The organism is Leisingera sp. S132 (assembly GCF_025144465.1).
GTDB lineage: Bacteria > Pseudomonadota > Alphaproteobacteria > Rhodobacterales > Rhodobacteraceae > Leisingera.
In genome coordinates, this window is sequence record NZ_CP083553.1 from 3,779,365 (window position 1) to 3,803,458 (window position 24,094).

Genomic DNA, 24,094 nt, shown 5'->3' on the forward strand with positions numbered 1-24,094 from the left:
TTAGTCTTTCAGGGCGAACTTTGCGGCCAGTTCGGTATGGGCTGACCAGCGAAACTGGTCAACAACCTGAACCCAGTCCAGTGCATAGCCTGCCTCAACCAGCAGCTTGGCATCACGGGCAAAGCTGACTGGGTTACAAGACACATAGGCGACTACAGGCGTCCGAGCCTTGGCCAATTGCACTACCTGCGCCTCTGCTCCAGCCCTGGGCGGATCGATCACTGCGGCTTCATAGGCGGCACCAAAAGGGTTGAGGTCCTCTGGCAGCAAGGGATTGCGAAACAGGTCACGGGTTTCGGTGGTGACTTTTTTCAACCCCTTCGCTTTTCGCCAGCCCGCATCCAAGGCCTTGACCATCTCGCGCTCGCCTTCAACTGCATGCACTTCGGCCGCCTGCGCCAGAGGCAACGAAAAGGTGCCGCAGCCGGCAAACAAGTCGACAATCCGCTTGGCGCCCCTGGTGATCTCCAGCACAGCGGACAGCAAAGCCGCCTCTCCTTCGCAGGTAGCCTGCAAGAAGGCTCCGGGAGGCGGGCAAACTTGCGCAGCACCAAAGGGCTGTACAGGCGGCTGTTCCATCGCAACTGGCTCATCATCCCAGGTCAGCCGGGCAATCTGGTGTTTCTCAGCCAGCTGTGCAAGTTCGATCCGCAAGGGTCCATCCAGCGGTTTGCCATTACGGACCAGAATATCAAGCCCAGCAACAGATGCAGTGACTGTCACAGCCAGCGGTGCCTTTCGGCTGGCACCTGCCAGGGCCAGCGCTTCTGCCGTTGGAACGGCCGCCAGCAAGTCTGGCTTCAGCAGCTGGCAGCCCGGAATTTCGGTAATCACATCCGAAGCCTGGCAATGGAATCCGGCCATCGCCCCTTTCTTTGTGCGCCGAACAGCCAATGTGGCGCGGCGGCGGGACCGTGGCGGCGATGTCTGGATTGGCCGAAACTCAGTCTCTACCCCCTGCGCTGCAAGCGAATTGCGGACCACATTCGTCTTCCATTCTGCCACATAAGCATCGCTGGCGTGCTGCAACTGGCATCCGCCGCAAGCCTTGTAATGACGGCAGGGTGGCTGCACGCGGTATTCAGACGGAGTTTCAATGCGGATATGCGTCAGGCGGTTGCCCTCAGCTACACCGCTGACAAGCTCGCCCGGCAGGGTCCGAGGGGCAAACAAGGGACCATCGGCCACACCATCACCCTGATGGCCCAGCCTGCTGATCGTTGCTGTGATTCTGGCTGCGTCAGTCATGGGCGCTCATTACCCCGGCATTCATGCCAGCAAAAGAAAAATGCGCCGAATTGATTACTCGGCTGCAGCTGTATGCCCATTATCCGTGCAGATAAAGCCGCCGGATTGACGCGCCCAGAAGGAAGCATAGAGACCGCCTTTCGCCAGCAGCTCCTGATGACTGCCGTTTTCTGCGATCCTGCCTTTGTCCATTACAACAATCCGATCCATTTCGCTGAGCGTCGACAGACGGTGCGCAATGGCGAGAACCGTTTTGCCTTCCATCACACGGTGCAATGCAGCCTGGATCGACGCTTCGACCTCAGAATCCAGTGCCGAGGTCGCCTCATCCAGTACCAGGATCGGTGCGTCCTTCAGAATCGCACGGGCCAGTGCTATCCGCTGCCGCTGCCCGCCTGACAGCTTCACACCGCGTTCGCCAAGGTGCGCATCATAGCCTGTACGCCCCTGGCCGTCCTCCAGTTCAGTGATGAACGCATGCGCCTCTGCTTTCCTGGCTGCGGCAATCAGATCAGCCTCTGAGGCGTCCGGCCGACCGTACAGGATATTGTCCCGTGCAGACCGGTTGAACATGGCAGTCTCCTGCGTGACCATGCCAATCTGGCTGCGCAAAGAGTTCTGCGTGACCTCCGAAATCTCCTGTCCATCAATCAGGATGCGGCCCTTCTCTTCGTCATAGAGCCTGAGAAGGAGCGAAACGAGTGTCGACTTTCCCGCCCCAGAGGCGCCGACAATACCCAGCTTTTCACCTGGGTGTATTGTCAGATCTATACCTTGCACCCCGCCGGCATCACGGCCATAGGCAAACTCCACCTGATCAAAGACAATTCCGCCTTCTCTGACTACAAGCGGCTTTGCCTCTGGCGCGTCTTCCACCCTGTCGCGCACGGCCAGGGTTTTCATGCCGTTTTCGATTTCACCCACATTGGAGTAAATCGCCATCAGCGTGAAACTGACCCAGCCAGTCATTTGTGCAATCCGGATCGAAACAGCGCCAGCTGCTACGATATCGCCTTCAGTGGCTGTGCCGGACTGCCACAGTAACAGGGTCGCCCCAATCAGCAGCACAGGCAGAATGCCTGCCAGGCACATCAGGCAAAACCGGAAACCAGCCGAGAGGTAGCCGAAATCAAGCGACTTTTCCCGGAAGGAGACCATGGCGTCCTGGGCTGTGCGCTCCTCGTGCTCGGCATGGGCAAACAGTTTTACCGTCTTGATGTTCGTGATCGAATCGACCACCTGCCCGGTGACCATTGCGCGTGCGCCGGCCCGTGAACCGGAACGCTTGCGGATGCGCGGCAGGAACCAGTGGATCAGGACGAAATAGCCGATCAGCCACGCCAGAAATACCCCGGTGATGCGCCAGTCAATAGACCCTAGCAAGGTCAAGGAGCCTAGGAGTGACGCCAACGCGAAGGCCACAACATTGATCATCTCAGTGGTGACAGACGTGACAGCAGATGCTGTTTGCATCTGCTTTTGCGCGATCCGGCCGGCAAAATCGTCGTCGAAAAACCGCACCGACTGGCCCAGCGTCCAGCGGTTCAGCCGCGACAGAACCAGCGGATTCACATTCGGCTGCACAATAATTGCGTTGGACGCAGCAGACAGTCCAAACAGAACCGGGCGCACAAACAGGAAGAAGCCCAGCGCTAGCGCGATTACCGCAACGTTGCCAATGGAAAAGAACTGTTCCGGCCCGCTCGCAATCGCGGTGTCGATCACTATGCCGAGGATAAAGGCGGTGCCCGCCTCCATCCCGCCTGCCAAAGCCGAAAATGCGGCCGCGAGTAGCAGCATTGGCCAGGCACCGGCTAGGCACCAGCGCAAAAAAGCTCCCAGCCTTTGCGGCGGCGGTCCGCTGGCCGGGCGGAATGCATCAATCAGGTTTCCTATGTTCATTCTGCTGCCTCGATGTTCAGGAATCCGCCGGACTGACGCGCCCAGAGCTGTGCATACAGCCCCTTCGCCTGCAATAGTGCCTCATGCGACCCCTCTTCAACTATACGGCCCTGGTCCATCACCAGGATACGGTCCATCTGCGCGATGGTGGACAGCCTATGTGCAATGGCGATCACCGTCTTACCTTGCATCATGCCGTAAAGAGTTTCCTGAATTACCGCCTCCACTTCGGAGTCCAGTGCGGATGTCGCTTCATCCAGCACCAGGATCGGCGCATCCTTCAGGATCACCCGTGCCAAAGCAACCCGCTGGCGCTGCCCACCTGAAAGTTTCACACCGCGTTCACCGACATGGGCATCATACCCCCTGCGCCCGTGCGGGTCCTCAAGGTCCAGAATGAACTCATGCGCCTGGGCCTGATTGGCAGCAGCAATCATCTGCTCTTCCGATGCATCCGGGCGGCCGTACAAGAGGTTGTCCCGCACCGACCGGTGCATCAGCGTGCTGTCCTGCTGCACCATGCCGATGCGGCTCCGCAAACTATCCTGAGTGACACAACGGATATCCTGACCGTCGATCAGGATCTGACCGTACTCGGCGTCATAGAACCGTAAGAGCAGTTTCACCAAGGTCGATTTTCCGGCACCTGAGCGCCCGATCAACCCGATCTTTTCACCGGGCTGGATAGTGAGGCTAATCTTGTTCAGACCGCCAGCTTCGCGCCCGTAGTGGTGCGAGAGATTGCGCAGTTCGATTTCTCCCCTTGTCAGCTGCAGCGGTTCCGCATTGGCCGCATCCACCAGATCAATCGGCTGGGCAATGGTTTCCATCCCCTCGGCGACCACCCCCAATTGCCGGAAGAAGGACGTCAGCGCCCACATGATCCAGCCTGTCATAGCATTCAATCGCAAGGTCAGCGCGGTCGCGGCGGCAACCAGCCCGACCGAGGCGGAGCCTTGCATCCACAGCATCACCGCCCAGCCCACCACGCCGACAATCAGAAGCCCATTTAGCGTGACCAGCGTGGCATCCATGACTGTGAAGATTCGCATCTCCGTCTGGAACGTCTTACGGGTATTTTCGATTGCATCCTTGGCATAGGTCAGCTCCCGGTCATGGTGGGCAAACATCTTGACCGAGTGAATGTTGGAGTAGCTGTCGACCACCCGCCCCGTCACTGTAGAACGCGCATCAGACGATGCTTGGCTGGCTGGCCCGACCCGTTTAACGGTCCACATCACCAGCATCGCATACAGCGTAAACCACACCGCTAGCGGCAGCATCAGCCGCACGTCTGCAACCCACAGCAACACCGCCGCGCCCACCAGGTAAGCCAGCGAAAAGGTGATCGCGTCAAAAACCTGAAAGATCACCTCCCCCGCCGCGGGCGGGGTCTGCATGATCCGGTTGGCGATGCGGCCGGCAAAATCGTTCTCGAACCATCCCACAGACTGGCGCAGCACATGTTTGTGCGCCCGCCAGCGGATCAAGGTGCCAAAATTTGGCAGAATGGCGTTGTTCAGCAGCACAACATCCAGAAATTGGATCAGCGGCCGCAGCAGCAAAATGAACAGGGCGACCAGAATCAATTCGATCCCGTAGTCCTCCCAAACCTGCTCAGGAGTGCCGGACATGATGTCCACCACCCGGCCCATATAGTAGATCAAACCGACCTCAATTGCGGCGACAATCACCGACATCAGCGCAGCCAGCACAAAGATCTTGTTGAAGGGTTTGGAGTAGTCGCGCAGGAACGGCCACAGACGCGTCGGCGGCGTGTTGGTTTCCGGATAGGCACAATAAGGGTCAATAAGGTTTTCGAAAAAGCGAAACATGCGGGAGCTCCAGGAGTTCGAGCAAATCGGAATACAGATGAAGACAGCGGGCCGCCCAAGGCTCCCACGTCACACGGGGCAAGGTCTCAGGCGTTAGAGAAACCAGATCCCGTAATACATCAGCATTCCTCCGTCATGTGGTTGCTGCCTTATGGGTACGCAAGATTTGCCGTTTTGTCACCCCCCAAGGTTGTGACGCTGCTGACATCCCTTGTCAGTGCAAGGAGTCCAGCAGTTCCCCGCGGCTAAGGGAGAAACCTGACTCTATCCAGTCGGCTTCCATTTTCTTCAACGCCGCGCCCAGCTCCGGCCCCTTCAAATCCGGCAAAAGATCCCGCGCTTTCACCGGGAACTTGGCATTGGCGCCCAGCTCAATATCAGTCTCTAAACTAGGGGAAAGCGGCTGTTCCAGAAAGGCAGCGCGCAGCAGAAGCGAATCCAGCGCTTTCTCCGGACCCAACTGGTACCCCAGCTCCCCTGCCCCCGCAGTAACAGCGGCTGCCTCACGGATTTTTTCCAGATGCGAGGCCTGTGCCTTACTCAGCCGCAGCGCCTTTTGCAGATCCTCCCCGCCCAGCGCCGCAAGGCGGCGTATGGCGGAGGCCGCCCGGCCTGCCTCCAGGTGAATCAGCGGCGCAAGGGAACGGTCATCGGCCCCAGGCAAAATCTGTGCCAGGACGCCAGCCTGCCGCATTGCTGCAACCGAAGGCGCCGGGTCGGGTGCTGCCAGCAGTTTCAAGAGCTCCGCACCCACGCGCTCTTTGGACAGCGAGGCCAGCCCGTCCAGGTTGGCAGTAATCGCTGCCAGCGCATCCGCATCAAAACCCTCTGCGTGATCGCCGTACCAGGCATGAAAGCGGAAAAAACGCAAGCTGCGCAGGTAATCTTCGCAGATCCGGTGTTCCGCAGTGCCGATAAAGCGCACCCGGCGTCGGGTGAGGTCCGCCAGTCCGCCCAGCGGGTCGACGACTTCTCCATCCGGGCGGGCATAAATCGCATTCATGGTGAAATCGCGGCGGCGAGCATCCTCAGCGATGTCGGGGGAGTATGCCACCACGGCCCGGCGGCCATCGGTCGCCACATCCTTGCGGAAGGTGGTTATCTCATGCGGGATGCCGTTTTTGACGAGGGTCACGGTGCCATGGTCGATCCCGGTCGGCACCGCCTTGATCCCGGCACGGGCAGCCAGCTCCATCACCTGCTCCGGCCGCGCGTCGGTGGCAAGGTCCATATCGGAAACCGGTTCACCCAACAGCGCATTGCGCACACAGCCGCCAACAAACAGCACTTGCGCTCCATCCGCGGCAACGGCCAGGCACACAGCTTGCGTTGCTGGGTTCTTCAGCCATGGCTGGTTTAGCCGCATTCCCCCTCCATCCGGGCCGCAAAGCCGCGCAGCATACGTGCAGTGGCCCCCCATATGTAATATGGCCCGTAGGGAACGGTATAGTAGCGGCGACGGGTGCCGCGCCAGCGGCGGGATTCGATGATATAGTTATCCGGCTCCAGCACATGTTTCAGCGGAACCGAAAACACCTCTGCCACTTCGCCGGTTTCAGGGAGCTCCTCAAACCAGTCCCGGATCAGCGCAACCACAGGAGTCACGGAAAAACCGGTCACGGTTTCATGCTCTGGCAAACAGCCAATGACCTGAGGAAGGTCTCGCGGCAGGCCAATCTCTTCCCAAGCTTCCCGCAGCGCAGCACCGCAGACGTCCTTGTCGCCCGCATCCACCTTACCGCCGGGAAAGGCAATCTGACCTGGATGATGCTTGAGCGCAGAGGAGCGTTTCGTCAGGATCAGCCGCGGCGTGCCTGAAGCAATAGTGACCGGCACCAGCACACCGGCTGGGCGCAGCTTGCGCCCCTCCTTCAGTACAGTTTCAGGGTTCAGGTCAAAATCAGACGAGCCGCCACCCTGTCTGTTCAGGGCAGCGGAAATCCGGTTAATCAGATCCTGACCAGTGTCACTCACTTGGCGGGTTTTCCGCTTCAAATCCGACACTTGCCGGATCCAGATCGTAATGCGCGCCGCAGAACTGGCAGTCGGCAGTCACCCGGCCGTCATCCGTGGTCATCTTCTGGATATCCTTGGCTGAGTAGATCGACAGGCTTTGCCGTACCCGGTCCTCGGAACAAGTGCAGCCAAATCGCACCGGCTGGGTGTCGTAGACCCGCGGTTGTTCCTCGTGAAACAATCGGATCAGTAGGTCGGTCGGGGTCACTGACGGGCCGATCAGTTCGAGCTCTTCCACCGTGCTCAGTAGCGTTGTGGCGCGGTTCCAATTCTCTTCCTCATCCCCGGAGATCAGGTCGCTGGCCTGCAGAACCTCGCCGGACCCTTCGCCCTGCGCCGCAAAGGGAGACGCCTTGGGCATGCTCTGCAGCATAACACCGCCGGCGCGCCAATGCTCAGCGACGCCCGGTTCTGCCGACGTTCCAAAGCTGAGCTTGAACATGGTCGGCAGCTGTTCTGACTGTGCAAAATATGCTTCGGCACAGGCACTCAGAGACCCGCCGGACAGCGGCGTGATGCCCTGATAAGGCTGGGTGCCATTGCCCTGATCGATCAGAATAGCAAAATATCCTTCACCAACCTGTTCAAAAGGATTGCTGTCTGTCAGCCTGTCACGGTCAAAGCTGGCATAGGCGCGGATCTGACCGATCTCACCTTCTTTTCGCGGCGCGTAGTAATCGGTTGCGATCATCCGCACTGCCCCTTTGGACTGCACCTGCAGCGACAATTTCCAGCGCAGGGAAATCGTCTGACCGATCAATGCCGTCAAAAGCGCCATCTCAGCAACAAGCGCCTCGACGACGGGCGGGTAATCATGCTGTTTCAGGATACCGTCCAGAACACCGTCAAGCCGCGCCACGCGGCCGCGCATGTCGGATGCATCAAGCTGGAATGGCAGGACGGTGTCGTCCCACGCGATTTTCGAACCAAGAGTCATGGGGTTTCCTTACGCGCCGGGGATTGGCATACCGGGGCTATATAGGAGAAACGACACCAGAGTGAAGGGGCCGGCCCTTGATCAGACGTTTTGGCGACACACCGCAGAAGGGCCGGCGCTACCAGATGCGCCCGGGCGCATATGCGCTGCTGCCCCGCGACGGCAGGCTATTGGTCACTTGCCAATATGATCCTCATCCGGATCTGCAGCTGCCCGGAGGCGGCATCGACCCTGGCGAGTCGCCGATCCCCGCCCTGCATCGCGAGGTCTATGAGGAAACAGGCTGGAAGATCCACACCCCACGGAAACTGGGAGCCTTCAGGCGCTTCGCCTATATGCCGGAATACGATCTTTGGGCCGAAAAATTGTGCCACATTTATGTGGCCAGGCCTCTGCGCAGGATCGGCCCGCCGGCAGAGCAAGGACATGAAGCGCTCTGGATAGACCCAGCTGAAGCTGCCGCCCAACTGGGAAATGCCGGAGACCGCTACTTTGCCGCTCTGCTGGCGGTCCGCAAGCGGCCGGGGCAGCAGAAATACTAAACACAAAATCCCAGCCGCAGCCAGGACGTCAGCATTCCGCAGTAAAAAACGCGCCTATGAGCCTTGGTATTCAAACAAGGTGGCGGAGACGTCATCTTCCAGCCCATGTTCCTTACTCATCATCTGGGTCAGATGCCAATAGAGGTCGTCGAGGAACTCTTTCCCGCTCTGCTCTGGTCCGCATTTCTGCACCAGATCTATCAAGCCCTCAGGCTCAAGCATGGACCCATCCTCCAACCGTGCTTCGGTGAATCCGTCAGAAAACAGCAGCAACCTATCGCCGTGTTCCATTTTAAATTCTTCCTGGCTGTAGCCGATATCCGGTACTAGGCCGACAGGAACGCCACCTTTGCCAATGAACTCCATTTCGCCGGACTTACGCAGCAGCAATGGATGCGGATGACCGGCTTGCACCATCTTGACGACCCCGCTGCGAAGATCAGCGATGCAATACGCCATGGTAAAATATTCTTCGATCCCGGTATCGGCAATCAGCCGTGCGTTCAGAAGACTGGCCACCTCTTCCGGCTGGCGCAGGGCATAGAAGCGGTTGAACCGCTTCTCCATACCAACATTTTGGTCAAAGTAATTGGAGGACAGGTAACCGCCCAAACGCGCTGTCATCATTGCAGAGGTTATGCCGTGGCCAGAAACATCGATCGAGTAGAAACCGATTCGATTCACTCCTGGGGAGAACATCCCGACCAGATCTCCGCCGATATGGCCGCAAGGTTTCAGCAGCAAACTGACCGTCGAGGACCCAAATTCCTTAGAAAGCTCGGGTACCAGGGATTCTTGGATTTTTCGGGCCTGGATCAAGTCTTTGTCGATAGCGTCATAGACCCGTTGCAACTCGCCCAGGGTTTCCGACACTATGCGGTTCTTCTCAGAAAGCTCCCGCTGCATCCGCAAAATACGCTCGCCGGCGGATATCCTTGCCCGCAATTCATCAGAGCTGACCGGCTTTGTGAGGAAATCATCAGCACCCGCATCAAGCCCTTCAGCGACCTCATTCTTTTCACTCTTGGAGGTCAGCAGAATGAAATAGGCATAGTCCTCGCTTCTGCGGGAGCGGAACGCGCGGCAAAACTCCAGCCCGTTCATTCCTGGCATCATCCAGTCGCTGAGAATCAGATCAGGGGTTTCCTTCTGGCAGATTTCCATTGCTGCCTCGCCGCTGTCTGCTTCAACAACATCGAATCCCCATTTCTTGAGAGAAGCCACAAGAATGCGTCTTTGCAGGCGGCTGTCGTCCACAACCAGCACACGGCGTATTGATCCGGCCACTGTCTGGTCCTCGTCGTCCATCGAACTTTCTGGCAGCACCGAAGGCACCTCACAAATGGCAAAATCAGAAGATCTTGTGATACTATCGGCCCAGAGATTTAACAGGCGGTGAAGCCTAAAATTTGAGCTTTCTACTTTATTTCACCATATTTTTACTGCAAGCAACTTAAGATGTGCGCACAGCGAAAGATCGTAAGGACGTATCACATGATTGACTGGCCACGCGTGACAGAGCTGCGCGATGAGGTAGGCGCCGAAGATTTTGGGGAAGTCGTCGACATTTTTCTGGAAGAAGTCGAAGAAGTCATTGGCAAGCTGGAAGGCGGCAACCGCGGACAGCTGGAACAAGACCTGCACTTTCTGAAAGGCAGCGCTCTCAACCTTGGATTTGAAGAGTTTTCCTCAATGTGCCTGGACGGCGAGCGGAGGTCCGCACAGGGGGAAGCAGAAGGCGTCGACGTTGCCGCCATCATCGCCAATTTCCAAGCTTCCAAGTCCGCTTTTCTGACTGGTCTGTCCGAAAAGTTCTGATCCCCGCGCTGGGTCAGATGACAAACTGCGCCAGTGTCTCATCTCGGGTGATATCCGTGTAGGTCATGCCCGCAGCATCAAGACGCGCAAACAGCTGCTCAAAGTTCTCGGGCCGCTTGGTTTCGATCCCGATTAGAACAGAACCGAAATTGCGCGCCGACTTTTTCATGTACTCAAAGCGGGCAATATCATCCTCAGGCCCCAGAATGCCAAGGAATTCTTTCAACGCTCCCGGCCGCTGCGGCAGCCGCAGAATGAAATACTTCTTGACCCCGGAATAGCGCTGCGCCCGCTCCTTGACCTCAGGCAGGCGTTCGAAATCGAAGTTTCCGCCGGAGGTTACGCAAACCACGGTTTTGCCGCGGATCCAGGAGCGCACATCCTGCAGCGCCTCAACTGACAGCGCTCCGGCCGGCTCCAGCACAATGCCTTCGACATTCAGCATTTCTATGATGGTCGCGCAGATCCGGTCTTCAGAGATCGCCAGCACGTCCGGCAGTGGCACGTTCTTCAATATATCGAAAGGCATATCACCAATCCGGCCCACCGCTGCGCCATCTACGAAGGTGTCCACAGTGTCCAAAGGCACAGGCTTGCCTGCTGCCAGCGCCGCCCGAAGGCAGGCGCCGCCGTCCGGCTCCACAAACAGGCTGTGCACCTCTTCACCGAACCACGACGACACGCCTGCAGACATCCCTCCACCGCCGACCGGCAACAGCACATGATCAGGCGCCTTGCCTAATTGTTCCTCAATCTCAACCGCGATGGAGGCCTGGCCTTCGATTACATCGGCATCGTCAAAGGGAGACAGGAAATGCCCGCCCTCCTGCGCGCACCATTCCTGCGCGGCAGCCAAGCAGACGTCGAAATAGTCGCCGACCAGGTGGATTTCGATATTGTCGCCGCCGAACATCCGGGTCTTCTGGATTTTCTGCTGCGGCGTGGTAACCGGCATGAAGATCACCCCGCGCCTTCCCATGTGGCGGCACATGAAGGCGACGCCTTGCGCGTGGTTGCCAGCTGAGGCGCAGACAAACAGCTCCTGATCCGGCTGCTTGCGCATCGCGTTCATGGCGCCGCGTATCTTGTAGGAGCGGACCGGGCTCAAATCCTCGCGCTTGAGGTAGATGTCGGCGCCGAAGCGTTCGGACAAATGCACGTTGCGCTGCAAGGGTGTTGCAGGGAACACATCGCGCATCGCCTGTTCAGCGGCGCGGGCTTGGGTCTTGAAATCGCTCATGCATCCTTCAGTGGCGCATGCCCGCGCCCAAGGCAAGGGGCGGGTGCGAAGCATACATAAGAATACTGGAAATCAGATCGGACGGCCTTCGACATAGTGGCCATAGAACGTGGTCAGGACGCTGGCGCTTACCAAGGACAACATAAGCATCGCCACAAAGACGATAATTGCACCGATAACCGGGATCAGCAGCAGCACTGCCGCCGCAAGCTGAACTAAAAGCTGAAACGCAACCATAATCAGGAAGAGCATAATGATTGTCACATTAGCCCCTGCAGTCGCGTTCCATGCTTCTCTCAGTTTCAAAGGCTTGCCAATTGCCGCAGCCGGCAGCACCGGCACCAACCGGTACATCGCAACCAGCACAGCCAGGTAAGCGACAACCATGCCAATGATCGAAACTACCGGCGACACGGCGGAAACTGCCATGATGAACAACATGACAGGTATCATCATGGCAAAAGCGACCAGAAGCATCAGCAAGCCATGCCCAAAATAGGACAGCATACGATCAAACCGGAAAGCCGGCACCCAGCCGGACGGGTATTCTTCAAGCAGAACAAACCGATGCCAGGACACGACGATCCACAACATCGTAATCATGATCAAAAGCCAGAACACAATAACCCCGCCAGCGAAGCTGCCAGAGTTCTCCACCAACATCTTTTCCATTACAGCCTGATCAGAAAATGCCGAGAAGCTCAGGCCTACTGTTGCTCCCAGTGCGAGCAACACTCCAAAGGCAATCGCCGCTGGGACCAAAGCGATCTGAACAGCCTCCCTCAAGTTACGGAAAACCATCGCAAGTGAATGGGCAAATATCGACCACGCTTTCATCTCAGCCGTCCTCAAATCTACATTGAAAAATCGACCGCAAGCTATGCACAATCATCCGCGTTGAAAACCCCGGAAAACCTTGCCCTTGCGGCCAAAACCCGTTACGCCGCAGGCGTTCTGACCTGAGAGGGAATTCCATGTCCGCGCCCAAGAAAGTTGTGCTCGCCTATTCCGGCGGCCTCGACACCTCGATCATCCTGAAATGGCTGCAGACCGAATACGGCTGCGAAGTTGTCACGTTCACCGCCGACCTAGGCCAGGGTGAAGAGCTGGAGCCCGCCCGTAAGAAAGCGGAAATGCTGGGCATCAAACCGGAAAACATCTTCATCGAAGATGTGCGCGAGGAATTTGTCCGCGATTTCGTCTTCCCAATGTTCCGCGCCAACGCGGTTTATGAAGGCCTCTACCTGCTGGGTACCTCCATCGCCCGTCCGCTGATCTCGAAACGTCTGGTTGAGATTGCAGAGGCCACCGGCGCCGACGCGGTTGCCCATGGTGCCACCGGCAAAGGCAACGACCAGGTCCGTTTCGAACTGGCAGCCTATGCGCTGAACCCTGATATCAAGGTGATCGCACCCTGGCGTGAATGGGACCTGTCCTCGCGCACCAAGCTGCTGGAGTTCGCCGAGGCACACCAGATCCCGATCGCCAAGGACAAGCGCGGCGAGGCTCCTTTCTCGGTCGACGCCAACCTGCTGCACACTTCCTCCGAGGGAAAGGTGCTGGAGGATCCGGCGGAAATGGCGCCCGACTATGTCTACCAGCGCACCGTCCACCCCGAAGAAGCGCCGGACACCCCGGAATTCATCGAGATCACCTTTGAAAAGGGCGATCCGGTTGCCATCAACGGCGAGGCGATGAGCCCGGCTACCATTCTGACCGAGCTTAACGAATACGGCCGCAAACACGGCATCGGCCGCCTCGACCTGGTCGAAGGCCGATTTGTCGGCATGAAATCCCGCGGCATCTACGAAACCCCGGGTGGCACAATCATGCTGGAAGCCCACCGCGGCATCGAGTCCATCACCATGGACCGCGGCGCAATGCACCTGAAGGACCAGCTGATGCCGCAATACGCGGAGCTGATCTACAACGGCTTCTGGTATTCCCCTGAGCGTGAAATGCTGCAAGCCGCGATCGACGCGAGCCAGAAACATGTCTCCGGCACCGTGCGCGTGAAGCTCTACAAAGGCTCGGTAAACACCGTTGGCCGCTGGTCCGAAAACTCGCTCTACTCCGAGGCGCATGTGACCTTTGAAGAAGATGCCGGCGCCTACGACCAGAAAGATGCAGCAGGCTTCATTCAGCTGAATGCCCTGCGTCTCAAACTGCTGGCTGCCCGCGAGCGCCGCATCAAGAAGTGAGCGACCAAGACGGCATAGACGGCGAATTCGAGGACGATTTCGCGGAAGAGCTGGACATGTTCGTCGAAGCGCAGGACACCGTTTGGGCGGCAGTTCTGAGTGAACTGTCTGAAGGTCAAAAGACGAGCCACTGGATGTGGTTCGTCTTTCCCCAACTTGCTGAACTTGGCCGGTCCCATATGGCGCAACTTTATGGTATCGAAGATCTGACCGAAGCCACAGCTTATTTAAACCATGAGGTACTGCGCGCCCGACTAGTTGAGGTCAGCAAACTGATGCTGACGCATCAGGGTGAGGATGCCGAACAGATTATCGGCAGCATCGACGCCAAGAAACTGCGCTCCTCAATGACGCTGTTTGCCGCCGTCCCCGGCGCGCCGACAGAATTCCAGCAGGTTCTGGATGTTTTTTATGGCGGCCAGCCATGCCCGCTGACGAAGGCTGCGCTTGCCGCTGCGTAATCCCTTCACCTTTCCTGCGGTCAACCTTGTTCGGCATCCCACCTCTGCCTAACCCTCTTGCAAAATCAAGGAGGACAAGATGGCATTGGAGGAAATTGCAGCAGGCATCCGTGATGGCCTGACCGGGAAGAGCTTCGACGGGTCACTGAAATTCGATTGCGGAACGGACGGTGTGATTGTCCTGTCGAACGGAAGCGCCAGCACAGATCACCGCGAAACAGATTGCACGCTGCGGCTGTCGGCTGAAAATCTGAAAAAGCTGCTGACCGGAAACCTCAATCCGATGACCGCCGTCATGATGGGCAAGATCAAGATTTCCGGCGATATGGGCGTTGCCATGAAACTGAGCAAGCTGATCAGCTGATCCAATTTCGGGCGGCAGGTTTCCGGAGCTGAGCACCGCAGGCACGAGGCGCATCTCCCTTCAGCCCATCAGATTTTGGCCGCCTTCATTTGTTCGTAAAAGGGCATCGCTGCCTGCAAGACAGGCTGCAACTCTTCCGGCACGTCCGGCAAGGGGCCCTCGGGACCAGCGAATCCGGTAGAGGTCCAGACAGCGCCATACCAATGGGCAGCCCAGACCCCGTCGTCCTTGTGGCCGCCTTTCGGCCAGTTCAGCATCTTCGGCGAATACGGCATTCCAATCTTCTCGCACAGCTGCTCCAGCTTGGCGGCCGGATCTTCGCGGATGTCATGGCTGTCCACCACTACCGGCACCTGACCCCAACTTCGCAGCAAATCAAACAGCTCCGCCTGCTGGCGGAAGCCGATGTCCTCCAGCGTCGGGTTCTCCCGTTTCGCGGCATAAGACGCAATCACTCGCGCCGGATGGCGGATCAGAAAAACGTTGGTGACATCCCGCAACCATTCCCGCGGAACCCCTGGGATCATGTGCTGGGTCATATGTTTCTGGTAATAGAACGGCTTCGCCGCCGGCACGGGCCCCAGCAGCGCCTGCGCCACGGCCTCAGGATCCTGGGGCTGGCTTTCCAGGATTTCCGCGCGCATCGGATGGTCGAGATCCGTCATCGCCAGATAAGCCGCGTAAAACGGCTCATCCGCAACGGCGCAATCGCCGCGGTTGCCGAACGCATACATCATTGCCGTCGACAGGTTTCGCGGCCCGGACCACATGGCTATCCTCATCAGGCGCACTCCCTTTCGATCAGCTCTTTGTAGAGACTGCGGATGCGCTCTGTCACCGGGCCCATTTGCCCCTCACCGATCTGGCGGCCATCAATGCTGCCCACCGGTGTCTGCGCGCCAAAGGTCCCGGTTAGAAACGCCTCGTCCGCACCGTAGGTGTCCACCAGAGAGTAGTTTCTCTCATAGACCGGGATGCCGTTGTCACGGCAAAGTTCGATCACTTTCTGCCGGGTAATACCGTTCATGCAGTAATCTCCGGTTGAGGTCCAAACCTCTCCCTTGCGTACAATGAAAAAGTTGCAGGCGTTGGTCGTGTTCACAAAACCATTCACGTCCAGCATCAGTGCCTCATCCGCGCCGGCCTTCTCCGCCGCAATGCAGGCGAGGATGCAGTTCAGCTTGGAATGGGAGTTAAGCTTTGGATCCTGGGTCATCGGCAGCCCGCGGAGATGCGGTACTGTCGCCAGTGTAATCGGGCGCGGCAGATTAGGGCGGGAATGCTCCATGATAATGGTCATGGTCGGGCCCTGGCGCGACAGCGAAGGATGCTGGAACGGCCGGGTCTTCACTCCACGCGTTACCATCAGCCGGGCATGAGCGTCCGTTGTCATCTCATTGGACTTTTGTGTTTCTAACAAGGCGTTTTTGACACCATCCTGATCTAGCCCAATGTCCAGATCAATGGCCTTGGCGGCTTCAAACAACCGGTCCATGTGCTCATCCAGAAACGCCCAGGTCCCGTTGTATAGACGCAACCCCTCCCACACGCCATCACCGAGCATGAAGCCACTGTCATACACACTGACCTTAGCCTCGGCCTTCGGTACAATTTCACCATTCAGATAAATCAGGATCTCTTCGTTTCTTTGATCTTCTTCGGCCTGGTGGGTGCTCATCTTGTCGGTCATGGGATCCTCCTTGGCCGGCACGTTATTGATACTGGATCCGGAATCCAAACGATAACGTGCTGTCACCAGTCCGTGAAATCCTGACTTGCCGGGTTGAGAGTTTGCCCTGCAGGCCACAGGCTGGCAGCAAGTCATCATGGAGTCGGAAATGCGGGTTCTGGAGAAACTGAAACCTTTCGTACTGACCAGCCTGATCGCTGTTGGCCTCGTTGCACATGGCAATCCGGTGCAAGCGCAGTCTTCTGCGGTTCTGACTGTTGCCGGCGGCTGTTTCTGGTGCGTCGAAAGCGATTTCGAAAGTGTGCCAGGCGTCATCGAAGCCGTTTCAGGCTACACCGGGGGAACGACACAGGATCCCACTTATAAGGACGTTACCGGCGGCGGAACGGGACATTTTGAGGCCGTTCAAATTACATTCGACCCCACCAAAGTCTCCCGCAAACGGCTGCTGGAATTATTTTTCCGATCGGTTGATCCGACCGACTCAGGTGGCCAGTTTTGTGACCGCGGGGACAGCTACCGCACCGCGATTTTTGTCTCTAACTCGGAAGAAAATGCACTGGCGAGAGAGGTAACGGCCGAGGCACAGCACGCCTTGGGGCAGAAAATCGTCACCCCAATTCTGGCAGCCCAAACATTTTACAAAGCGGAAGATTACCACCAGGACTATTACAAGGGTCAAAGCCTGGTGTTTACGCGGTTTGGCCCCAAACGGCAGGCAGAAGCTTACAAGCGCTACCGCCAAGCGTGCGGGCGGGACGCCAGGGTGGCAAAGCTTTGGGGCAGCGCAGCCTCCTTTGCAAAGGGACACTGAGGCCAAGCCGCCCTGATTTAAAACCGGGCGGCTTGAACTTCTTCCAAGGTTGGAATGACATCAGCCGTGCCCCGTCGCGTGACCATAAGCGCCCCTGCCCGGCTGGCCTGTGCCATTGCTTCGGCAACCGTAAGGCCGAGATCCAAGCCAGACAGGACGTAACCAGTGAAGGTATCGCCTGCACCAGTTGTATCGACCGGCGTGACCGGCAAGGCAGGCACATCACTGACCACCCCCGTTTCCCCGTCGATATGCCGCGCGCCCTTGGCACCCAGGGTGATGATCACATCCTTGACGCCCAACCCACCCGGCTCTTTTCCTGTGGCCTGCTGGAGCTGCTGGGCTTCGACCTCATTGAAGATCAGAAAATCCAGGCACGGAAGAACCGCCTGCACCGCATCGGCATCAAACGGTGCGGCTGCGTAGCAGACGCGCAGCCCCATCTTCTTCCCCAGCTGCGCCGCCTCTGCCTGCATACTGGTTTCATTCTGCATGACCAGAATATCACCGGCGCCCGCCCGGGACAGAGCCTGTTCCACCTGTTCCCGGTTCAGTGTCCTGTTGGCCCCGGGAAACAGAATGATCTGGTTTTCTCCCTCAGGTTCCACCGCGATGATGGCATGCCCGGTTGGAGTGTCCGCCTGGACGATATGTCTGATGCCAACCCCATAATCATCAAGTCGCTTCACCGCCCAATCGCCGTCAGGCCCCACAGAACCGATATGGTGAACGTCGCTGCCTGCGCGGGTGGCGGCGACGGACATGTTGGCGCCCTTGCCGCCAAGAAAGCGGTCAAGTCTTAGGGCGGCCAGGGTTTCCCCCGCCGCCGGCAGATGCGGCATGGCATAGACCATGTCCGCGTTGATTGAGCCTAGATTCCAGATCGCCATGACAGATCACCCGATATTGCAGGCTGCCAGCACCGCCATGTTCAAAATGTCATTGGTCGTGGAGGTGGTCGAGCAGATCTGGATTGGTTTGTCGATACCGGACAGGATCGGGCCAATCACGGTGGCTCCGCCCATCTCCTGCATCAGCTTGACCGAGATCGAAGCCGAATGGCGGGCCGGGACAATCAGGATATTGGCCGGGCCGGTCAGGCGCTGGAACGGATAATACCGCTGCGCACGCTCATTCAGAGCCACATCAACGGTCATCTCGCCTTCATACTCGAAATCCACCCCCCGCTGGTCCAACACAGTTGGCGCGACATGCATCTTTTCAGCACGCTCCGATACCGGATAGCCGAATGTGGAGAAGCTAACGAAGGCCACTCGCGGTTCAAGCCCCATGTGGCGGGCAACTACGGCAGCACGCTCGGCAATATTTGCCAGGTGGTTTTCATCCGGCCATTCGTGCACCAGCGTGTCACCAATCAGCACGATCCGGCCCTTGTGCAGAAGTGCAGTCACACCAGCCACACCGTGGTCTGCGTCGGCATCAAACACATGGTTGATCCGATCCAGCACGTGCGCCGACTTCCGCGTTGCACCGGTGACCAGACCGTCACCATGCCCATGCGCCAGCATCAGGCTGGAGAACACATGCCGGTCGCGTCCAACAAGGCGGTGGATGTCCTTTCGGTCAAACCCTTTGCGCTGCAGCCGGTTGTACAGGAAATCTTTATACATTTCGAAATGCGGCGTGTTGGCCGCATTGACAATTTCCAGCTCGCGCACCGCATCGCCCAGACCGGCTTTTTCCAGCTTGACCCGCACGTCCTCCTGACGACCGACAACCAGCGACTTTCCAAAACCGGAGCGCTGGTACATCACTGCAGCCCGCAGCGCACGGGGATCGTCGCCCTCGGCAAAGATCATCCGCGACTGGGCCGAGCGCGCACGGGCGTTCAGGCCGCGCAGGATAGACGCTGTCGGATCCATCCGTGATTTCAGTCCGACCTCATAGGCATCCATGTCCACAATCGGGCGCCGCGCCGCGCCGGTATCCATACCCGCCTTAGCGACTGCCGACGGGATCCGGTGGATCAGGCGCGGATCAAACGGGGTCGGGATGATGTAATCACGGCCGAAGGTCAGCGACTTGCCATAAGCCAGCGCCACCTCATCCGGCACATCCTCCCGCGCCAATGCCGCCAGTGCGTGGGCGCAGGCAATCTTCATTTCGTCGTTGATTGCACGGGCATGAATATCCAGCGCGCCGCGGAACAGATACGGAAAGCCCAGAACGTTGTTGACCTGATTCGGGTAGTCCGACCGGCCAGTGGCAACAATGGCATCCACCCGCACTTCGTGCGCTTCTTCCGGAGTGATTTCCGGATCCGGGTTGGCCATGGCAAAGATCACCGGATTGTCTGCCATGGAGGCGACCATATCCTGGGTCACCGCTCCTTTGACAGAAACGCCAAGGAACACGTCGGCCCCGCGCATTGCTTCCTCAAGGGTGCGAAGATCAGTGCTGATCGCATGCGCCGATTTCCACTGGTTCATCCCCTCCGTGCGGCCCTGGTAAATGACACCCTTGGTATCACATACGATGCAGTTCTCATGCCGCGCGCCCATTGCCTTCAGAAGTTCGATGCAGGCGATACCCGCTGCGCCGGCACCATTGAGAACGATCTTTACATCCTCGATCTTCTTTCCTGACAGATGCAGCGCGTTGATCAGACCCGCGGCACAGATCACCGCTGTGCCATGCTGGTCATCATGGAACACGGGAATGTCCATCTCTTCCTTGAGCTTCTGCTCAATGATGAAACACTCAGGCGCCTTGATGTCTTCCAAGTTTATGCCGCCAAAGGTCGGCCCCATCAACTTGACAGCTTCGATAAATTTGTCCGGGTCCTCAGTATCCAACTCGATGTCGATCGAATTGACGTCAGCGAAGCGTTTGAACAGGACAGACTTGCCTTCCATCACCGGTTTGGAGCCGAGCGCCCCGAGATTGCCCAGTCCCAGCACGGCAGTACCGTTGGAGATCACCGCAACAAGGTTGCCCTTGTTGGTATAGTCATAGGCGGTCTCAGGATTTTCCGCGATTGCCTCGCAGGGCACTGCAACACCCGGAGAGTACGCCAGCGAAAGATCCCGCTGCGTGGTCATCGGAACGGTCGCATTGATCTCCCACTTGCCCGGAGACGGCTCCAAGTGAAACGCCAGAGCTTCTTCATCGGTGATCTTGTTCTTGGGCATGTAAGTTCGTGTCCTCTCCTCGTCGCGGACCGTCTTAGCCCAGCCCACGGCGCCCCTCAATCCGCGGTTTCAAGAATCTGTATCGCCAGATTTTAGAAAAAAGCGGCTAAAAGACGATAGATTCCGTCAGGTTTTCGCCTCAAAGCAGACCGCGGAATGCTGTAATTTCTTAATAGGTATTAACACGCACCTGTCTTCCAGGTGGCGCGAAGGTCCGGAAGCAATGGGCCTGCAAGCATCGGTCAGAATGACGATTGTCCGCCCGACAAGGGCATAGGATCAAAGGAAAAGTGAGGAATGATAAGCTTCCATAACAATTCCGGTGCGATGGTGGCCTTGCAGACATTGGGCGGAGTCAATTCTCAGCTCAATCAAACGCAAGACAGCATTTCTACCGGTCAGACTATCAATTCCGCTCCAGACAATGCGGCCCTTTGGGCCATCTCTGAACTAATGAACTCCGATATTTCCGGCTTGCGCTCGGTGTCGGACTCTTTGTCGCTGGGCGAAGCCACCGTGGCCGTTGCCTCGGCCGGTGCGGAGCAGATTACTGAAACACTGACTGAAATGAGGTCACTGGCCATCATGGCCAGTAGCGGCATGGGCGACTTCAGCAAGTATGAAGCGGCCATGGCAAAGAAGACCGAGCAAATCAATTCGATCATCTCGTCTTCCGGCTTTAACGGTGTGAATCTGCTGAAGACCGATGTCGATGGTGCCGGCGGAACTGGGCTGACAGTACCGTCAGCGATTTCCAGCGATGGCGGCCTGAGTACCCTCAGCGTTGACGGTGTGGACTTTGAAGGCAGCCCATTGTTCGACCTCGGCAGCAGGACTTCAATCACCGACGGGGCCAGCGCCCTGACCGCTTTGGGTGAAATCGAGGGCTTTCTTGCCTACGCAATCGAAGGTTCGGCAGCTTTTGGGTCGAGTGCCAATCAGCTGGCTGGCCAAGGTGATTATATCAGCAAACAGTCCGATGCGCTCACCCGGGGTGTCAGCTCCATGATCGACACCAATATGGAAGAAGCCGCAACCAAGCTGCTTGCCCTTCAGGCACAGCAGCAGTTGAGCACACTGTCGCTCTCAATCGTCAACACGATGCCCGACACTCTGCGTAACCTCTACTGACAGCAGGCTGCCGCCGGGCGACCCGGCGGCAGCCATATCCGGGTTTTCCTCGTCCCGCCCCCATTGTAGATGTCTTGCAAAGACGACCCCGGGGGACCTCCAATGACCGTAACGCCCATGATGGCGCAGTATCTCGAGATCAAAGAAGCGCATGCGGATGCGCTGCTTTTCTACCGGATGGGCGACTTCTACGAGATGTTCTTTGAGGACGCGGTCAACGCCGCCGAGGCGCTGGACATCGCACTGACAAAACGCGGCAAGCACAACGGCGAAGACATCCCGATGTGCGGCGTGCCGGTTCATGCTGCCGAGGGCTATCTTCTGACCCTGATCCGAAAGGGGTTTCGGGTGGCTGTTGGCGAGCAACTCGAAAGCCCCGCCGAAGCGAAGAAGCGCGGATCCAAATCGGTGGTAAAACGCGATGTGGTGCGTTTGGTGACCCCCGGCACCCTGACCGAAGACTCCCTGCTCGAGGCCCGCCGCCACAATTTCCTGGTCTCATTCTCCGAACTGCGCGAAGAGGCTGCGCTGGCCTGGGCCGATATCTCCACCGGGGCGTTTCACGTTATGCCGGTTGCGCGGGTGCGCCTGTCTCCGGAACTGGCCCGCCTTGCACCTTCGGAACTGATTGTTACGGATGGTCCGGCCTATGATGCCGTTCGCCCGCTCGCAGATGAATACAAGATCCCGCTGACCCCCTTGGGCAAAGCGAGCTTTGACAGCACTGCGGCTGAGAAACGTATTTGCTCCCTGTTTAATGTCAGCGCTCTGGATGGGTTTGGAACATTTACCCGAGCCGAAGTTTCGGCCATGGGTGCACTGATCGACTACTTGGAAATCACTCAGAAGGGCAAACTGCCTTTGCTGCAGCCGCCGCAGCAGGAAGCCCAGGACCGGGTGGTGCAGATCGACGCCGCAACCCGCCGCAATCTGGAACTGACGCGGTCCCTGTCCGGCGGCCGTGCTGGCTCTCTGCTGTCCGTCGTGGACCGGACCGTCACCCCAGGCGGCGCTCGTCTTCTGGAACAGAGGCTATCCAGCCCGTCGCGCAACTTGGACATTATCCACCAGCGGCTGGCCGCCGTCGACTTTTCCTTTGAGAATACGCGTACTGCCGAAGACCTACGCGCCGCGCTGCGCAAGACACCGGACCTCGACCGGGCTTTGTCACGCCTGGCCTTGGAGCGCGGCGGCCCCCGGGATCTAGCCGCTATCCGAAACGGTTTGTCGCAGGCAAAGGTGATCGCGGAACTCTGCACCGGTTTCGATCTGCCGGACCTGATCTCCGGCGCCATATCTGATCTGCAAGGATTCGATGATCTGTTATCGCTGCTTGACGCCGCCCTTGTAGCGGAACCGCCACTGCTGGCCCGCGATGGCGGCTTCATTGCTGCCGGCCATGACCATGATCTGGACGACGCCCGCACTCTGCGCGACGAGGGCCGCTCGGTCATCGCATCAATGCAAAAGAAATACGCAGAACACACAGGAGTCGCTTCGTTGAAGATCAAGCACAACAACGTGCTGGGCTATTTCATCGAAACCACTGCGACACACGCGGACAAGATGATGTCGCCGCCGCTGAACGAGACCTATATCCACCGCCAAACCACAGCCAACCAGGTCCGGTTCACAACGGTGGAGTTGAGTGAGATCGAAACCCGCATTCTTAACGCGGGCAACCTGGCTTTGGAGATCGAAAAGCGGCTCTATGCAGGGCTTTCTGGTGCTATTCTCAACAACGCAGCGCGCCTCAACACTGCCGCACGGGGATTGGCGGAACTGGACCTTCTGACAGGCCTTGCTGATTTGGCCCGCGGCGAAAACTGGACCCGCCCCAAGGTCGACAACAGCCGTGCGTTTCACGTGGAAGGCGGCCGTCACCCGGTTGTGGAACAGGCCCTGCGCCAGCAAGGTGGAGAGACCTTTGTTGCAAACGACTGCGATCTGACTGCGCAGGACGGTGCTGCTGTCTGGCTGCTGACCGGCCCCAACATGGCCGGTAAATCGACCTTCCTGCGTCAGAACGCCTTGATAGCCCTGCTCGCACAAATGGGCAGCTATGTCCCGGCTGAGGCGGCACATATCGGCCTTGTCAGCCAGCTGTTCAGCCGGGTCGGTGCCTCCGACGATCTGGCCCGCGGCCGCTCAACCTTCATGGTTGAAATGGTCGAAACCGCCGCGATCCTGAACCAGGCAGACGACCGCGCGCTGGTGATCCTCGACGAAATTGGGCGTGGCACAGCCACCTACGACGGCCTGTCCATTGCCTGGGCGACGCTGGAGCACCTGCACGAGGTCAACCGCTCCCGCGCGCTGTTTGCCACCCACTATCACGAGCTGACACAGCTTGCTGCCAAGCTCGACGGCGTCGACAACGCCACCGTTGCGGTCAAGGAGTGGGAAGGCGAAGTCATCTTCCTGCATGAAGTACGCAAAGGCGCTGCCGACCGGTCTTACGGTGTCCAGGTGGCCCAGCTCGCCGGCCTGCCTGCTTCGGTTGTCGCTCGCGCCCGCGATGTGCTCGACATGCTGGAACAGGGCAGCCGCGAAGGCGGCTCCAAGATCCAGATTGACGACTTGCCCCTGTTCGCAGCCGCCCCGCCACCGCAACCCAAGGCGCCTTCGGGTCCCTCAGCTGCCGAGGAGCTTCTGGCCGGCATCCATCCGGACGACCTCTCCCCGCGGGAAGCGCTGGATATGCTCTACAAGCTCAAGGAAGCTGCGAATTAAAGCAAAGGGC

21 protein-coding genes are annotated in these 24,094 nt (G+C 58.3%); 8 read left to right on the forward strand and 13 right to left on the reverse strand.

Features of this window, described 5'->3' with window-relative positions:
* The 6 genes from K3725_RS18610 to K3725_RS18635 form a co-directional block, all read right to left on the reverse strand.
* The gene (locus K3725_RS18610) at nt 1-1,248 is read right to left on the reverse strand and encodes a class I SAM-dependent RNA methyltransferase (RefSeq protein ID WP_260016723.1); all 1,248 of its coding nucleotides are present in this window, start codon (nt 1,246-1,248) and stop codon (nt 1-3) included.
* Between the two features lie 54 nt (nt 1,249-1,302).
* Nucleotides 1,303-3,150 carry an ABC transporter ATP-binding protein gene (locus K3725_RS18615; protein ID WP_260016724.1) on the reverse strand — a complete coding sequence of 616 codons (1,848 nt, stop codon included), beginning with the start codon at nt 3,148-3,150 and terminating at the stop codon, nt 1,303-1,305.
* Nucleotides 3,147-4,985 (reverse strand): ABC transporter ATP-binding protein, encoded by a 1,839-nt coding sequence (locus K3725_RS18620; protein WP_260016725.1) that lies wholly within the window; start codon nt 4,983-4,985, stop codon nt 3,147-3,149. The genes K3725_RS18615 and K3725_RS18620 overlap by 4 nt, the downstream gene beginning before the upstream one ends.
* Before the next feature lie 214 nt (nt 4,986-5,199).
* Nucleotides 5,200-6,351: a CCA tRNA nucleotidyltransferase gene (locus K3725_RS18625; RefSeq protein ID WP_260016726.1), complete on the reverse strand. Its 1,152-nt coding sequence runs from the start codon at nt 6,349-6,351 to the stop codon at nt 5,200-5,202.
* The gene (locus tag K3725_RS18630; RefSeq protein WP_260016727.1) at nt 6,342-6,959 is read right to left on the reverse strand and encodes a CoA pyrophosphatase; all 618 of its coding nucleotides are present in this window, start codon (nt 6,957-6,959) and stop codon (nt 6,342-6,344) included. The genes K3725_RS18625 and K3725_RS18630 overlap by 10 nt, the downstream gene beginning before the upstream one ends.
* On the reverse strand, nt 6,952-7,938 hold the full coding sequence (locus tag K3725_RS18635) for an Hsp33 family molecular chaperone HslO (protein ID WP_260016728.1): 987 nt from the start codon (nt 7,936-7,938) through the stop codon (nt 6,952-6,954). The genes K3725_RS18630 and K3725_RS18635 overlap by 8 nt, the downstream gene beginning before the upstream one ends.
* Nucleotides 7,939-8,015: 77 nt before the next feature.
* Here K3725_RS18635 and K3725_RS18640 point away from each other — a divergent pair, with 77 nt between their 5' ends.
* Complete coding sequence (locus K3725_RS18640; protein WP_260016729.1) at nt 8,016-8,480, forward strand: NUDIX hydrolase; 465 nt, start codon at nt 8,016-8,018, stop codon at nt 8,478-8,480.
* Between the two features lie 54 nt (nt 8,481-8,534).
* On the opposite strand, the gene K3725_RS18645 is transcribed toward K3725_RS18640, so the two are convergent.
* Entirely contained in the window at nt 8,535-9,788 is a 1,254-nt protein-coding gene (locus K3725_RS18645) for a PP2C family protein-serine/threonine phosphatase (RefSeq protein ID WP_260016730.1), read from the reverse strand.
* Between the two features lie 186 nt (nt 9,789-9,974).
* On the opposite strand from K3725_RS18645, the gene K3725_RS18650 reads away from it, so the two are divergent.
* Entirely contained in the window at nt 9,975-10,298 is a 324-nt protein-coding gene (locus K3725_RS18650; protein ID WP_260016731.1) for an Hpt domain-containing protein, read from the forward strand.
* A 13-nt stretch (nt 10,299-10,311) separates the two neighbouring features.
* Here K3725_RS18650 and ilvA read toward each other — a convergent pair whose 3' ends face one another.
* On the reverse strand, nt 10,312-11,538 hold the full coding sequence (gene ilvA, locus K3725_RS18655; protein WP_260016732.1) for a threonine ammonia-lyase IlvA: 1,227 nt from the start codon (nt 11,536-11,538) through the stop codon (nt 10,312-10,314).
* Between the two features lie 72 nt (nt 11,539-11,610).
* On the reverse strand, nt 11,611-12,375 hold the full coding sequence (locus tag K3725_RS18660; protein ID WP_260016733.1) for a hypothetical protein: 765 nt from the start codon (nt 12,373-12,375) through the stop codon (nt 11,611-11,613).
* A gap of 137 nt (nt 12,376-12,512) precedes the next feature.
* Here K3725_RS18660 and K3725_RS18665 point away from each other — a divergent pair, with 137 nt between their 5' ends.
* The 3 genes from K3725_RS18665 (at nt 12,513) to K3725_RS18675 (ending at nt 14,564) form a co-directional block, all read left to right on the forward strand.
* A complete protein-coding gene (locus K3725_RS18665) occupies nt 12,513-13,739 on the forward strand; it encodes an argininosuccinate synthase (RefSeq protein WP_260016734.1) in 1,227 nt (408 codons plus the stop codon).
* Nucleotides 13,736-14,200, forward strand: coding sequence for a DUF1810 domain-containing protein (locus K3725_RS18670; RefSeq protein WP_260016735.1), 465 nt, complete (start codon nt 13,736-13,738; stop codon nt 14,198-14,200). The genes K3725_RS18665 and K3725_RS18670 overlap by 4 nt, the downstream gene beginning before the upstream one ends.
* A 79-nt stretch (nt 14,201-14,279) precedes the next feature.
* Entirely contained in the window at nt 14,280-14,564 is a 285-nt protein-coding gene (locus tag K3725_RS18675; protein WP_260016736.1) for an SCP2 sterol-binding domain-containing protein, read from the forward strand.
* Between the two features lie 68 nt (nt 14,565-14,632).
* Here the strand turns inward: K3725_RS18675 and K3725_RS18680 are convergent, their stop codons facing one another.
* Both K3725_RS18680 and K3725_RS18685 read right to left on the reverse strand, forming a co-directional pair.
* Entirely contained in the window at nt 14,633-15,346 is a 714-nt protein-coding gene (locus tag K3725_RS18680) for an HAD family hydrolase (protein ID WP_260016737.1), read from the reverse strand.
* Nucleotides 15,346-16,254: a D-amino acid aminotransferase gene (locus K3725_RS18685; protein ID WP_260016738.1), complete on the reverse strand. Its 909-nt coding sequence runs from the start codon at nt 16,252-16,254 to the stop codon at nt 15,346-15,348. The genes K3725_RS18680 and K3725_RS18685 overlap by 1 nt, the downstream gene beginning before the upstream one ends.
* A gap of 148 nt (nt 16,255-16,402) precedes the next feature.
* Here K3725_RS18685 and msrA point away from each other — a divergent pair, with 148 nt between their 5' ends.
* Nucleotides 16,403-17,068: a peptide-methionine (S)-S-oxide reductase MsrA gene (gene msrA, locus K3725_RS18690; protein WP_260018639.1), complete on the forward strand. Its 666-nt coding sequence runs from the start codon at nt 16,403-16,405 to the stop codon at nt 17,066-17,068.
* Nucleotides 17,069-17,085: 17 nt separating this feature from the next.
* On the opposite strand, the gene K3725_RS18695 is transcribed toward msrA, so the two are convergent.
* Together K3725_RS18695 and K3725_RS18700 are read right to left on the reverse strand one after the other, a co-directional pair.
* Nucleotides 17,086-17,958, reverse strand: a complete 873-nt coding sequence (locus K3725_RS18695; protein WP_260016739.1) for a ribokinase — start codon at nt 17,956-17,958, stop codon at nt 17,086-17,088.
* Between the two features lie 6 nt (nt 17,959-17,964).
* The gene (locus K3725_RS18700; protein WP_260016740.1) at nt 17,965-20,220 is read right to left on the reverse strand and encodes an NADP-dependent malic enzyme; all 2,256 of its coding nucleotides are present in this window, start codon (nt 20,218-20,220) and stop codon (nt 17,965-17,967) included.
* A 297-nt stretch (nt 20,221-20,517) separates the two neighbouring features.
* On the opposite strand from K3725_RS18700, the gene K3725_RS18705 reads away from it, so the two are divergent.
* Together K3725_RS18705 and mutS are read left to right on the forward strand one after the other, a co-directional pair.
* The gene (locus K3725_RS18705) at nt 20,518-21,351 is read left to right on the forward strand and encodes a flagellin (RefSeq protein WP_260016741.1); all 834 of its coding nucleotides are present in this window, start codon (nt 20,518-20,520) and stop codon (nt 21,349-21,351) included.
* Between the two features lie 102 nt (nt 21,352-21,453).
* Nucleotides 21,454-24,084, forward strand: a complete 2,631-nt coding sequence (gene mutS, locus K3725_RS18710; RefSeq protein WP_260016742.1) for a DNA mismatch repair protein MutS — start codon at nt 21,454-21,456, stop codon at nt 24,082-24,084.
* The last annotated feature ends 10 nt before the right edge of the window (nt 24,085-24,094 follow it).